Below are 14,901 nucleotides of genomic sequence, written 5' to 3' on the forward strand. Positions count from 1 at the left end.
TCATAACGAATCGCATCTGTACGCTCTACCCAAATATCTCCGCCTAATCCAAGCATTGGAGAAATCGCTTCATAGGCTGGATCCCACTTGCCTGATTTGAGCACAACTACTTTCTTCAAGCGATTATTAACTTGCTGATACAATGGTACGGATTTCTTCGCACTTACACAGCCGATTGCATTATCTTTTCCACATGTTTTTCCATCAAAGAATGCTTGAGCACCTTCCATATATACAATGGTAAAGGTACTGAACTTAGAAACCGTAAACTCCAATCCTAATTCCGTTTCGTTTTTGTATGGAACTACCTTCCCTCTTAGAAGTTCCTTCGTCCCATCACTATGCTCAACATAGATGCCGAGATTATCGAGCATTTTTTGGCGTTCCTTTGCATCAGCCGGCAAGCTGTTCTTTAACGGAAGTACAAGCGATACTTCTCTGCTTTGCATATTTGTTTCGATTTCCATTGGTCGGCCTAAAACTTGGACCGTCTGGTTTTTTGCAGCTTCTTGAATGATTTCTTCCTTCTTCGCACGTTCTTCAACCTCTTGACGCTCTGACTCTTCCTTCATTGGAATCAGACGGAAGTATAAATCATCTTCGAACGTTTTCAATGATTGTTGAGGAATGGCAATTCTTACATTCTCTGTATATATTTCAAGGTTAATATTATTTTCTTTAACTTCTTTTGTCGCCTCTTTAGGCACATTGACAATTACTTTAGATACCTTGTCTTTCTCGTCCGGTATGACGATGCGTGCAGTATTTTGCCCTAGCTCTTTTACGAACTTTACCGTATCCTTCGCACGGTCTGGTGTTAATATCACATCATCTGTTATCTTGCCATTTGATTCTGTCGTCCGTGTAATCGGGGTCTGCATGACTGTCGTACTATTGCCGATATTGCCAGTGTCCACTGGCACCGTAATAATTTCTTGATTTGACTGACCCGAATTTGAAGAATCACCGTTGCCGCCATTATTCGAAGGGGGTGTTCCGTTGTCTCCACCAGGATTAGGAGATAATGGAACCCATTTTGCATATAACGATACATTGCTAGTTCCCATTTTGAATGTCTCATTTACTGGATAATTCGTTCCACTTCCATCTGCGGATGTATTCCAGCCAATAAAGTTGTAGCCAGTTCTTACTAGATTGCCAGTATTCCCATGAACTGATACAGTTTCTCCTTGTTGATAGGTATTATTATCAGCAGGTACGCTGCCCGCTGTGTGGTTGTTGCCATGATATGTTACATTATATGAAGTTTGTGGGGTATCGTCTTTTACAGTGATAACCAAATCTTGAGAAACTCCTGCACTAAATTTAAATGTTAATGTTTCTTGACCTACTTCTTGTTGGGCTAAATACTCTTTCTTTACCTTTACCGTATTATCTTCCAGCGTGTAATCGGTTCCTAAAACCAACTCGTTCGGTCCATTATAAATAGATTGCAATGTATTTCCATTCAGCGTCATCGTTACTGGAATATCATCCTGGTTCGCTTCCTTTTTATCAAAAGTTGCTGTTGTTGGTGTTATTGTGCTGTTTTGTGTTGTCGATTCCTGTATCGTTATTCCTAAAAATTGTGGGTTCCCTTGACTAAATAAAAACACTAACCTAACTTGACCTACTTCTTGTTGAGCTAAATACTCTTTCTTTATCTTTACTGTATTACCTTCTAACGTGTAATCGGTTCCTAAGATTAGTGGGTTGGACCCATTATAGATGACTTGTAATGTATTTCCATTTAGCGTCATTGTTACTGGAATATCGCTGCCCGTGTTTTTCATAAATAATGTATTTGTTGGATCGATGATTGAATGAACTATTGGTTTGTACTTGTTAATATAGAAATGATCTGAATAATATATTTCATCTGTATCATTTACGGTAATTCCATAGTACATACCCCCCAATTCATTAGAAGTGATAAAATTTTTCACTTCATTAGGATCACTGAAATCAATTCTATTATCACTTAGGTCGGACTTTAAAACCTTACTAGCTCCGCCATTTTGCCCTTGAATTGTGAAAAACATATTTCCTTCTTTATCAAATGAAATGCCATTCAACCTTTTTGTGCTAATGTTTATGACCTTGTTAGTATCTGTATTATTGATTGGGAATTCATTTAAATCAGTTTTTGAAATTTTATATAAATTATCATCTCCCCAGTCAGTGAAATACAAATCTCCTTCAGGACTGAAAGCTAAATCATAAATAGATTTAAACCCTCTTAATATAGTAGTTAATTTTGAAGAGTCTTCACTCGGATCAAGAGGCACTGGATTTTCAAGAGTAGGTAAATCTTTCTTTAATACTCTAAATACACTGTCAAAATAATAAATATCTTTGACAGCATAATACATATTCCCATCAGAATCGAAAGCTATTCCGGTAATAGGTTTCTGATAGTTGGTCGAAGCATTTTCAATTACAACTTCCGAACTTCCGTCATCTGATATTCTTTTTATTGAATATGTATCTAAACTGCTTCTATAACCAGTATAAAAGTAGCCATCGTGATATCTGATTCCATATGAATTAGTAGCCTCTACCTTATCAAAAGCTAGGACATTTTGAATGACTAATGACGACATCATAATAAAGATAATTAATAACAATAAAGATTTTGAAAAAAAATTACCCATAAACGTTCTCCTCATTTTGAATTATTAGCCTTGCTTAATAGTAAACTTCTAGATCAACTATTGTGGAAGGACTCCCAACATAGCTTTCTACTTTAAGATATTATAAAAAAGAATCTTAGCCTCCAATCTTATGAAGAAAGTGCAATAGTTTCCTTCCTGAATCAGACTAAATTACTATTTGTTATTATAAATATTCCCACTCAACAAATTCTCAACAAATTAGACAAATTTCGCTAAAATATGACAAAAAAATCCACCAAAATATGCATTCTGGTGGATTAAATAATTATTTTATGTTTTTTATCATATCTTCTAATATTTTCGAAGGATTAATACCTAACTGTATCCAAAGGGATGTTTTGTACTTATCATAAACATTTATAGCCTCTCGTTTGTTCCCCTGCTGAATATAGTAATGAATTAACTCCCTGGTAAAATGCTCTTCCCACGGATCTAAATCAATCAGCTTTTCAATCGCCTCTTTATAGACATGATCTGATTTTTTTTCATCAGGGGTAATATTAATAAATGTTCTTAAATATTGTGTCATCATTATCCGGAGCTGCTCCCGCTCGTTAATGGACCAATAATAATCTTCTTCAACTAAATAATCACCCGTATAAAAGGAGAGCAGCATCTTTACATCTTTGCTTGTGAATTGTTTGAGTTTCAGGATTTGTTTTATTAACAACACATCGCTGCTTATATCTATTACAAAGGAATATCTCTCATCCACATACCTGATTGCTTCATGGAATCCGCGATTTTTCAATTCTTTTCGTAGATGATATACACTTGTATGCAAAAGCGCCGAAGCTTTTTCTTGCGGTTGCTCTGACCACAGATCTTCCATAATTTTATCGCGATGAATAGGCATATTTTGGTGAATTAGATAGGCACAGAGCTCTTTAACCTTCTTCGTCCGCCAGTTCATTGGCTTTCCCTGCAGATCTGTTAGACGAAAGCTGCCTAGAAAACTCGCTTCCATTGCTGACCTTTGAAGTGGCAATGATTGAGAAGATTGCCTCCTTCGATTGGATACTCTCTGCACCGTTCTATTTAAACGATCCTTATCAATCGGTTTCAAAATATAATCAGCGGCTTGGACATTAAATGCTTCGAGTGCATACTGATCATAGGCAGTAACAAAAACAATTTCTGCTTGTCCAGCCAATTTTTCTAGTTTCTCGGCCAGTTTAATGCCGTTCATCTCTTGCATTTCAATATCTAAAAATACAATATCAGGTTTAAGATGATCGATAATCTCCAACCCTTCTATAGGATTTGTAAACTTTCCGATAATATCAACCCCGCCATTTTCCTTAAGCATCGCTTCTAATAAGTCTAATGCGAGTATTTCATCATCAACCAATATTGCTTTTAACAATGGGTTCCCCCCCTTTTCAAACGGCAGCCAGCCTAAAAACTATTGGCTACCGCAGTTAACCATCATTCATTTAAAGTGTACCTAATAATAGCAATTAGTTGTCCTGTTTTGCTATCCCACCTGAACTTGTACTCAATCACGGCTTATCGATATCTCTAATTAGGGGGAATCTAATCTCAACGGCCGTACCTCTATTTTCATCACTTTCAAAATGAATGGATGCTTCCTCAAAGTATTTTAGCCGTTTGGAAATATTATGAAGTCCAATCCCTCGGTTCATTAGCCCCTTTCTAATATCATTTAGTCGTTCCTCAGGAATCCCTTGACCATTATCAGTAACCCTGCATACAACCATTCCGTTTTCCTCTTTGATTTCCAGAGTTACCTTTCCGCCTTCTCTCTTTCCTTTAAGTCCATGCAGAATTGCATTTTCTACAAGAGGCTGCAGCAGCAATGGAGGGATAAAAGAATTAATTGGATCTATTATTTCTAGTTCCCATTCCATCTGATCTGGAAACCTCATGAGATGTATATTCACATATGATTGGATAAGTGAGAGCTCCTTTTCAAGCGGTACAAGTCTGCTTGTATTCTCAAAGGAGAAGCTTCCCCTCAAAAAATTTGCAAAGTCTGTAATCATTGTTCTTGCCTTATCCAAATCTAAATAGCTTAAAGATAGAATCGAATTTAAAACATTATAAATAAAATGCGGCTTAATCTGGGCTTGTAAAAAAGCAACCTCCATCTTTGTTGCTGTCTCTGCCGATTCTTTCATTAGAATAAGGTTTCTTATCCTCGTTTTTAGTTCAGAAGCATCTAGCGGTTTATGCAAAAAGTCATTAGCTCCTGACTGAAACGCGGCAATCATATCTTCTGGCCGTATTGCGGCAGTAAGCATTAAGATAGGAAGCTCTGAGAGTGGATAAGACCTCCGAAGTTGCTGACACACTTCGTATCCAGATATTTCTGGCATCATAATATCTAGAATCACAATATCCACATCAGGGTGCTTCTTAATTTGTTCAAATACAGCCCTTCCACTATCGACAGCGATAATAAAATACCCCTCTTGTGTTAGCGTGTCGATCAGTACTTTTAAATTTATATGATCATCATCCACGAGTAAGACTTTTGTCTGTCCCTTATTTTCAACAATGTAAGGAATAGGCAGTTGAACCAGACGCCGTTCCCTATAGTCTTTCTTGTCAACTTTTCGTTTTTCTCCATCCACTATGTTTACGCGAGGAAGAGTGAAGGAAAAAGTTGTTCCTTTCCCAACTTCTGAATCAACAGTAATCTCCCCTCCCTGGATATTAACAAGTTCCTTTGTGACACTTAAACCTAAACCAGTACCCCCAATTGAATTTTCAAATTGCCGGAATGGTTCAAATAACGTCTCAATATTTTCTGGAGGTATCCCAATTCCTGTATCACTTATTTCAATGACAACATAGTCTCCCTGTTCAAAACAGCTGATTCCTACTTTTCCTTGATTCGTATATTTAATTGCATTTTCTATTAAATTATAGAAAATTTGCCGAACTCTTTCTTCATCCGCTAAGACAAATTGTCCCCGTTTGATGTGATTAACGATTTCTACTTCTTTATCTACCATGTATGAAAATGTCTCTACAACTAAATGTGTGATAGAGAATAAATCTACAGGAGCAATCGTAAGCTTCAATTCTCCTACCTTTAATTTAGAGAAATCTAATATATCATTAACAAGATGGGATAACCGCTGAGCAATATTAACAATTAATGATATTCTCTCCTTCTGATCATTTGTCAAAGGGGACTCATTCTTATCTAACATCGATTGCGATATAGCAATGATCCCATGCAAAGGAGTTCGAAATTCATGAGATGTTTTTGCGATAAATTCATCCTTTATTTTGTCAACCTGCAATAATGCATTTGAAAACTCCTCTTTTTTCAGAAAGGAATTCGTAAACCGATGTGAAATATAAAGAGCAAGCAACGTTAAGCAGATAAACGGAAATAACGGCGGCAGAGCATTTAATTCAATATCTGTCATCACATTTAACGTTGCAACGATGAAATAAACAAATATTGTTAGTGAAGTAAAGATTAAATAAGTTGCCCCAACTGATTGTTTATAAATAGCAATGATTTGAATATAGATGATGTAAACTAAAACAACAAAGATATAAAGTGAATTAGCACTTTGTAAGTTAGAGTTAATATGAACGGGCAACAATGCAGAGCATAACAATATAAATCCAATGCTGCTAAGTACTTTCACCATTTTTCGGTGAGTAAATTCCTTTAATGCATAATGAAAATATAACAGTACAAACAACCCAATTAAAATACTTGACATAAATTGAATTCTTTCAAATACTCCGTAAGTAACTGCAGGAAAAAGGGCTAGTAAAACCTTTTCTCCGTGAGAGAATGCATATAACACATTTGCAAAACAAAATAATGAAAAGAAAAACTGATCTATACCAATTCTCGCATGTAAATAATTACCTAAGAAAAAAATAAACATCGTTAAAAATGCTGCAATCGTTACCCAATCATAGACGATGGAGCTCTCCCGTAATTGCCCAATCCCTTCTTGCCCACCTAAGAAAATGGATCCTAAAATTCCCCCGCCTGAGGCATAGTCAAAATTAGCCACATGGATTAAAAGTTCGATTTCCTTTTTATCCGGCAGAAAATAAGAAACATATGGGATATTATGTGGAGTATATGATGAATCCTCTGCAGGGCTTCCACTTTGACCAATCAGCTTCCCATTCAAATACACGGCATTGGACATTCGAATATTGCTTGTTTTTATTCCCAAAATATTATCCGCATCATCTATTTTGATCTTTAAGCGATACGTACCACTTGTATATTTCGGTACCTTCTCCCCATCTAGTACGTAACTTGTCCACAAGGATGGCACTTGGACAAGATATGTTTTTTGATTAGCAAATTCACTAGAGCTAAGCAATTTCCCCGGAACAAACTCCCACTCCCCATTCAACTCAACCGGCTCATCATGACTGAAATCGTATGAACGCAGATCTAAAATCCCATTAACTGCTTTTGGCTGAATAGTCTTTTCTTTATTTAACAATGGGTAGAAGGTAATTGTACAAACCATTAAAATGCTTATAGGTAAAATTACTGTTAAAAATAGTTTCTTCATTTTGTTAGATATCCTTATGTTTAATTAGAAAGATTTATGGCAAACTGCTATATAAAATAATCATACTATATATTATTTCCGCTATATTGCAAAGAACTTCAAAGGAATAAAAAAATCCCTTCTATTGTCATGTAATGATTTAAGTCTTTTAACCCTTCATTTATTCCCATAAATAAATCCATGATGCGCCTTTCTATGTTTTATAGTCCAAATGGAACAGTTTTCCATTTCTGCTTATTAGGTACATTTTGCCAACGTTAGACCTTTTTACCCTTGAACAATTACCATATTATAGTAGGATTAGAGAATAATTTTTATTTGGAGGTTGTTTAGATTTATGCCAAAAAAACTAGTTACCTTGCTCATTTCTATGCTAGTGGCTGCATTCGTTTTAGCCGGGTGTAGTGGAGATAAGCAAGCATCTAAAGAGAAAGAATCAGAAGGTTCTAAAGAAACAGCTTCAGCTGAAGCGGATAAAAAGGGAAAAAGCGAAGATACAGAAAAGGAAGCAGAAGACACTACTGAAGAAGCCAACACAAAAGAAAATGAAGGCTCCAGCGACTTTTCGGAATTAATTAGTTACATGGAAAAAGAAACAGAAGGAACAACTAAAATTCTTTATGAAAATGACACTCCGCAAAAGCACGAGATGGAAGGTGTTTCTGTCTCATTAGATGCATATAAACTTGTTGAACTAAAGGACTTTCATACGGATTTTATGATTCCGTTTAATGATCAAACAAATGGCGGCGTCATCATTGCCAAATATACAGTGAAAAACGAGACAGGTAAAGATGCCTATTACATGCCCGCATTTTATTTGAATTTCACAGGTGCCATGAAGGCCTATGATAATTATAGAGATCTATTACCAGAAAACGAACAGCTCTCAACAAAGCTAACACATTCTACTGGCTATCTTATTAAAGCTGGTGAAACGATAACTGGTTATTATACTTATCCATTTGGTGATGATCATTTAAAACAAGTACTGAACGTATCAACTGCAGCAGTAGAAGTCCCTGCCCCGCTAGCTGTAAAGGATGATTTTTCTTCGTCATTCGGAAAAGAAGGGCAATTCACACTGTCACTTAATGCAAGCGGCGAGAAAAAAGTAGAAGGCAATAAGAGTTTCTATCAAGATAAGGCAACCATTGATGATATGGGTACTAAAACAATGATCGAGGAGAAAAACGGAATTGGTAAAAGTGAGCCTCTTGGGGATGCTACCGTTACTTTAGATGGGTATCAATTCACTGAATTTGTACCAAACGAAGTGGAAGCACCGCGATTTGAATCGTTCAATAATGGGGTTGTTCTATTAACTGTAAAGTTTAATATTGATAATAAAGGTGCTTCAGAGATTGCCCAAAGTTCAATCAGCTCTAAGCTAACGGTTAATGACGGAACACAATATATGCTTAACGAAGGCATGTTGCTAAATTATAAATATAGTGATGTAATTGCACCTGGAGCTAAAGGTGAGCTTCTGCAAATCTATGTATTAGAAAAAGAAATGTATGATAAAATTTGGAAAGATAAATCATTCGAAGTTGAAGTTGGACCGATGAGAGATAAAGAAGCAAAAGATCTTTCAAAAGGGAAAAAGATTACATTTACTTTAAAATAAACTATTCTTCCTTAAGCCTTTCCTCATTTCTAATTGAGGAAAGGCTTTTTTTGAGACAGAGGGACAGTTACAGTTCCCTCACCCCAGAGTATTCTAAAGTACCTCATATCGCTGCACTTCTTTCGAAGACCCGGCAAAACGATCTCCTGCACGGTAAAAGAAAACACTAAGTAAAACAATAAGGGCCATTGTCCCAAACAAATAGGCTCCACTTCCAAATATCAACAGCCATCCGCCTATAATTGGTCCGGCAAAGCTGCCGATATTTCTAAATTGAGCCGCCCCTAAATATGTTCCCTTTTGATCATCAGGTGCAATTTGATCAATAAGAATATTCATAGATGGAAACGTAAAAATTTCCCCTAGTGTCACGACAGTGATAGCCACAATAAGCATCGGGAGATTTGTACCAAAAATAAAAAGGATATAGCCCGCAACAAAGAAGAAAATCCCAATGGTCATAGAATTGACAGCCGATAATTTTTCACTCCAAAGACTGATTGGAAATTGCAGAAGAATGACAATTGCAGCGTTTAATGATATAAGAACTGAATATAAATAAACTCCATTTTCGAAATTCATTTCTAAAAATTGCGGAATGGTTGAATCCAATTGAGAATAGCCAATATTAATAAAGATTGCCCCTAATATAAAGAAAACAAGTGCGCGATTAGAGGACACAATTTTTAGCATTTGATAAATATGGACCGGTGACTTGCTGATTACTTGCCGCATTGTATAGCGATTTAAAATAACGAATAGGAACACACCATACACACAATACATAACACCTGTGATAAAAAATGGAATGCTTTGTGTTGAAACAGTAGCAATGTATGCACCCAGCAGCGGACCAATTACCCCCGCAATATTAATGGCAGTATACCGAAGTGTAAACATCCTTTTGCGCTGACTAGGTTCGGTGAAGTCAATCATTAACGCCTGGGTTGATGGCTCAAAAAAGGAGCGACATAACCCGTTTAAAGCGTTCAGGAAAATAAACAGATAAATACTCTTAGCTAATCCAAAGCCTATAAAGACGAAACTCCAAACAAATATGGTTGTAAGAATAACCTTTTTTCGGCCAAATCGATCGGTCAAATACCCGCCAACAAAACCGCCAATTGTCGCAACAAGCGGTGCGACTCCAACCGTAATTCCAATTAATACCGGATGAACCCCCTGTGTATTATGCAAATATAAAGCCAAAAATGGAATAGCCATAAAACTCGCTATTCTTGTAAAAATCGTGCCCCCAAGGATAACCCAAACAAGGATATGGAAGGATTTTGTCTTTTTCATTATGTAAGTATCCTTTCTAAAAGAAACTGCCCATTCAATTTGCAAAAAGATTGCCACAAAAAAACACACGTTCGATTATGTTGATTATAATCGAAGGCGTGTTCCTTTTAAATATATTTTTGTAATTAATCATTTATACTATTTTTTTATTCACGCTAATTCAAACTAGAATTTTCTCAAGTCTTTTTACAGCGGTCTCGTTCGAACATACATTTTTAAAGTGAGTAAGGAGATACTTCCTAGCTTCCTCCCTGTCTAGATCAATGGATTCTATATGATTTCTTTTCGCCCAAGAATCATATGTTTCAAAAGAAGTGCTGCTCCAGCCATTCTTTTCCCCATTCGCATCCGTTTTTTCCTGAATGCCCGAAATAACAATATCCATTGAACCTTGTAATTCAACTAACGCATTTTCAAATATCTTCTTTTTTTCCTTCTCCCGCATATCTGCTTTCGTCCTCAATGCCCTTGTATCGATCCCTTCGTCAAGATGTATAATCCTGAACAAATGCAGTGCTTCTTTTGATACATTCCCATTGTAATAACGTTCTTCAACCGTATCATTAAAGCCCAGCACCATTTTCACATAAGGGAGTAGCCGCCGGGATACGAGCACTGATTTTTTCTTCATAAATTTCCCGTACCCCGCCACCCCATCTGAAGAAAACTTCGTCCTCCAATTCCAAGGGTCAAATTCTGTTCCAGAATGCCACGCTTCTTCCAATGTAATGCTATTCAAAGATGGGTAATCAGGTATCAAAGGGGCTAGTGGCAATAATCCAATCTCCTCAATTACTTTTACAGCTTCTTCATAGCTTTTTACTTTATTTCCCATCAGCATAGCTCCTTTATAAAAAGTACTTTCCTACTATCTTCGCTAAATCCTTCAAAATTTCCTTTATGGCAGATTATATGACTTTCTTTAAAGCAAGGATAAAATGGGAAGGGTTTCCGGTCCCCGCGTTCTCGGTGTGGATATGCCTTTAGGCAAATTCTTTCATCTTTTTTTATGAGATGTGCCATAATAAGAAAGCAGATTTTCAGAGATTAACAAGTAGTTATATAAGAGCAGGAAGAAGGAGTATTACAATGAATTATAAAAATATCACAGTTGCTGGGAGCGGTGTTTTAGGCAGTCAAATAGCATACCAAACCGCTTTTAAAGGATTCAATGTAGTTGTATATGACATTAATGATGAAGCATTGGCACGTGCAAAAGATAGAATCATGAATTTAAAGCCGCATTATCAAGCAGATTTAGGAGCAACAGAGGAAGAGGTCAACACTGCTTACAATCGCATTTCCTTCAACAGTCATTTGTCTGAGGCAGTCCGTGACGCAGACCTTGTTATTGAAGCCATTCCTGAAGTGGTTCAAATTAAATCAGATTTTTACACAGAGCTTGGGAATGTTGCTCCTGATAAGACGATTTTCGCAACGAATTCTTCTACATTGCTGCCAAGCCAATTTGCAGAGGCAACTGGACGACCAGAAAGATTTCTAGCTTTACACTTTGCCAATGAAATTTGGAAAAACAATACAGCTGAAATTATGAAGCATCCAGGAACAGATGCGAAAGTATTTGATGAAGTCATTGAATTTGCTAAAACCATCGGTATGGTTGCCTTGCCATTACAAAAAGAGCAGCCCGGCTATATTTTAAATTCTTTATTGGTTCCTTTATTAGATGCAGCGCAAATGCTATTAATTAAAGAAATTGCTGATCCAGAAACCATTGATAAAACATGGATGGTAGGAACAGGCGCGCCACTTGGTCCATTTGCAATTTTAGATGTAGTAGGCATTAATACTGCATATAACATCACACTTGCAAAAGCCCAGGCAACCGGAAAGGAAGAGTTTGAAAAATTAGCTGAGCTGTTAAGGACTGAGTATATCGATAAAGGAAAACTCGGACGGGCAACAGGAGAAGGCTTCTACAAGTATCCGAACCCTAGCTTTATGCAACCAGACTTTTTAAAGAACTAATCACTTCACGTAAGTAAGACAATCAAGTAAAAGTTTTTCTGTAGTATTAAAGTGAGTTCAACAAGAAAAATGGGACGAGGTCCCTATCCCCTCGTCCTGTTAAATATCCCCTAATTTATCGACTAGTTTAATGGAAAGGTAAGCACTGGCAGCTCCTAAAATGCATAGCACAAAATTCACTAGGTCTGGATTCAGATTCACCTTCAGAAGATAAGAGAAGTTTTGAAATTGCATAAGAAAGATCGCACAAAGAACTAGCGGGATTGTTGCCCTTTTCCATAATCCAAATAGAAAGAGCGGGATTAAACTAATAAGGGTAATAATAATAGAATGGGAAATCATTTTAATGAAAAACGTTGAAATATCCGTACCTGTCGGCTGCCCATTAATAATGGAAAACGCCTCATCAAGCAAATAGGTGGTTATACCAGTCAGTAAAAAGGAAACGAGGGTTATAAGAAAAACAAAAAGTGAGATAAACAGCACCTTAGCCATAAAAAGTTTTTTGCGGCTTATTGGATAGCTGAATGAAAGGGATATCGTTTTATTCTTATACTCGTCAATCACTACTTGATTAATAAGCGATGCACCAAAAAGGACAAACCCCATTTGAATCGGCAAGATCAGTTCGATCATCGATGCATAGCTCTGACCAAAGTCAGGAATAACCATTTTTATAAAAAATGTTGGTAAGAACATTACAATTAGCAAATAAATAACTACTTCGCCAATAATAGACTTCTGCCTTAATTTCCCCCATTCCAGCTTCATTAATTTAAACAATGTTCCCACCTCCATGTATTTGATTATAAAAATAGTCTTCCAATGTGCTTGTATGTTTTTGCATTTCTTCAATCCCAATATCATGCAGTACTAACATCTTTGAAATTTCATTTTGTGATTGGGACAAATCGTATATCCGAATTCTATTTCCTTGCACAATTTTCATGTTGGAAATACGAAGTTTATTTTCAAGCAGATACACAGCTTTTTCTACATTAGAAGTCACAAGCTCTATATAATCTGTCCGCTGCTTCCGTATATCAGCTAACATTACTTCATTCAAAAGCCTTCCCTTATTAATCACACCAATCCTGTCAGCTACCTGTTCCATTTCCCCTAAAATGTGGCTGGATAACAGGAAGGAAATTCCATATTCCTTATTAAGCATCCGGATTAAATCACGCATATCCTTTATGCCAATAGGGTCAAGTCCATTTGTCGGTTCATCTAATATAATCAGCTCTGGCTTTGTTATAATTGCACGGGCTATCCCTAAACGCTGCTTCATTCCAAGCGAAAAATCCTTCACTAGTTTATCTTCAATCCCCTCTAAATGGACCATATCCAACGCCTGTGCCATTGCAGATTTATCATAGAACCCTAAATATTCACAATGGATCATAAGATTCTCCATTGCTGTTAAATGCTCAAAAAAGATCGGATACTCAATAATACTCCCAACCCGTTTCAAACTAGACTTCGATTCTTCTGTAAGCCTCTGGCCAAATACCTCTATTTCACCTGCTGTTGGGCTTAATAATCCAGTAAGTAATTTCATAATCGTTGTTTTTCCCGCGCCATTTTGCCCAAGGAAACCATATATTTCTCCTTTTTTAATATGGAGATTGACATTAGATACCAGCGTTTTTCCTTTGACAATTTTCGTTAATCCACTTGTTCGAATAATGTAATCCATTCAAATGACCCCCTTAACTCCTTCTACTCCTATCATAAGCAGGAAAAGTTTCTTTTCTCTTTCGCATTCATTACATGTTTCTTACGTTTCACGCAAAAAAAGAGCCGTTCCTGCAGAACACCTCTTTTCGCGAAGGATTAATAGGTAATTTGTTTAAAAATACAAGTGAAGATTGTTTTTTCAAATGGCTTGCTGCTTAAGTGGATGGAACCCTTCATTGTTTCCATTAACCGTTTCGTAATGCTTAGACCTAAACCGCTTCCATGAAATTGGAGATTTCTTGCATCATCTAATGTATAGAGCCTTTCAAATACACGATCTTGATGGATCTCTTCAATTCCTTTCCCTTTATCCCAAATATCAACAGCAACCGCTCCTTCCTCTTCACGAAGGGCTAAACCAAATATCCCCCCATCACTTCCATACCTAATAGAATTTGAGATTAGATTGTTAAGTACACGGGTTAACGCTTCCTCATTGCCAAGAATATAAAAATTTTGTTCAGGAATGTTAATTTCTACCTGAAGTCCTTTTGCTGTAAGCAAATGATAAAAGTCCAATACGGTCTTCCTGCAAATCTCATTGATTGAAATCTTACTTAATGGGATGACATAATCGTCTGATTCTATTTTTACTAGATCAAAAAATTGGCTGAGTAAAGAGATTAAGCTCAAAACCTTTTCATGAAGGCGTAAAAGGGTCATTTCCTTCTCTTCCTCAGTTATCTTTTTATCCAGCTTTAATTTTTCCACATATCCTAAAATAACGGTCAATGGTGTTTTTAAATCATGTGACATATTGGAGATCATTTTCCTCAAGCTATCTTTCATTTTTGCATAATCAGCAATGACTTTTTGGTTGTAATCCAAAAGTCGATTAATTTGAATGAGCAAAAGCCGGATGAAATGCTCATCCGTTTGCAGCAGCACTTTTTCGGCAGTCTCTTGTTGGATGATTTCCGTTAATTTTTCACTAATCACATTTAGATCTTTGTTTATTTTCCTGCGGGAAACATATTGCCATCCATTCATAACAGCTAATAGGATAATAATGACACATAGAAAAAGGGTCATG

The 14,901-nt window shown here is 36.5% G+C and carries 10 protein-coding genes; 2 read left to right on the forward strand and 8 right to left on the reverse strand.

Features of this window, described 5'->3' with window-relative positions; genetic code table 11:
- The 3 genes from ASU02_RS20255 to ASU02_RS20265 form a co-directional block, all read right to left on the reverse strand.
- A partial coding sequence (locus ASU02_RS20255; RefSeq protein ID WP_232426304.1) for a X2-like carbohydrate binding domain-containing protein occupies positions 1-2,654 on the reverse strand: 2,654 nt, incomplete at its 3' end.
- A gap of 286 nt (positions 2,655-2,940) precedes the next feature.
- Positions 2,941-4,041, reverse strand: coding sequence for a response regulator (locus ASU02_RS20260; RefSeq protein ID WP_057767033.1), 1,101 nt, complete (start codon positions 4,039-4,041; stop codon positions 2,941-2,943).
- Between the two features lie 136 nt (positions 4,042-4,177).
- Positions 4,178-7,207 carry a hybrid sensor histidine kinase/response regulator gene (locus tag ASU02_RS20265; RefSeq protein ID WP_057767035.1) on the reverse strand — a complete coding sequence of 1,010 codons (3,030 nt, stop codon included), beginning with the start codon at positions 7,205-7,207 and terminating at the stop codon, positions 4,178-4,180.
- 337 nt (positions 7,208-7,544) lie between these two features.
- Here ASU02_RS20265 and ASU02_RS20270 point away from each other — a divergent pair, with 337 nt between their 5' ends.
- On the forward strand, positions 7,545-8,837 hold the full coding sequence (locus tag ASU02_RS20270) for a DUF5068 domain-containing protein (RefSeq protein WP_057767036.1): 1,293 nt from the start codon (positions 7,545-7,547) through the stop codon (positions 8,835-8,837).
- Positions 8,838-8,930: 93 nt separating this feature from the next.
- Here the strand turns inward: ASU02_RS20270 and ASU02_RS20275 are convergent, their stop codons facing one another.
- On the reverse strand, positions 8,931-10,139 hold the full coding sequence (locus ASU02_RS20275; RefSeq protein WP_057767038.1) for an MDR family MFS transporter: 1,209 nt from the start codon (positions 10,137-10,139) through the stop codon (positions 8,931-8,933).
- 160 nt (positions 10,140-10,299) lie between these two features.
- Positions 10,300-10,974: an AlkZ-related protein gene (locus tag ASU02_RS20280; RefSeq protein ID WP_232426305.1), complete on the reverse strand. Its 675-nt coding sequence runs from the start codon at positions 10,972-10,974 to the stop codon at positions 10,300-10,302.
- Between the two features lie 254 nt (positions 10,975-11,228).
- Between ASU02_RS20280 and ASU02_RS20285 the strand changes: the two genes are divergently transcribed.
- Positions 11,229-12,128 carry a 3-hydroxyacyl-CoA dehydrogenase gene (locus ASU02_RS20285; protein WP_057767043.1) on the forward strand — a complete coding sequence of 300 codons (900 nt, stop codon included), beginning with the start codon at positions 11,229-11,231 and terminating at the stop codon, positions 12,126-12,128.
- Between the two features lie 99 nt (positions 12,129-12,227).
- On the opposite strand, the gene ASU02_RS20290 is transcribed toward ASU02_RS20285, so the two are convergent.
- From ASU02_RS20290 to ASU02_RS20300, 3 genes are all read right to left on the reverse strand, one after another.
- Positions 12,228-12,911, reverse strand: a complete 684-nt coding sequence (locus ASU02_RS20290) for an ABC transporter permease (protein ID WP_057767045.1) — start codon at positions 12,909-12,911, stop codon at positions 12,228-12,230.
- Entirely contained in the window at positions 12,904-13,827 is a 924-nt protein-coding gene (locus tag ASU02_RS20295) for an ABC transporter ATP-binding protein (RefSeq protein WP_057767047.1), read from the reverse strand. Before ASU02_RS20295 ends, ASU02_RS20290 begins: the two co-directional genes overlap by 8 nt.
- 137 nt (positions 13,828-13,964) lie before the next feature.
- Positions 13,965-14,900 carry a sensor histidine kinase gene (locus ASU02_RS20300; protein ID WP_057767049.1) on the reverse strand — a complete coding sequence of 312 codons (936 nt, stop codon included), beginning with the start codon at positions 14,898-14,900 and terminating at the stop codon, positions 13,965-13,967.
- Position 14,901 lies beyond the last annotated feature (1 nt).

This window comes from Cytobacillus praedii (genome assembly GCF_001439605.1).
GTDB classification, from domain to species: domain Bacteria; phylum Bacillota; class Bacilli; order Bacillales; family Cytobacillaceae; genus Cytobacillus; species Cytobacillus praedii.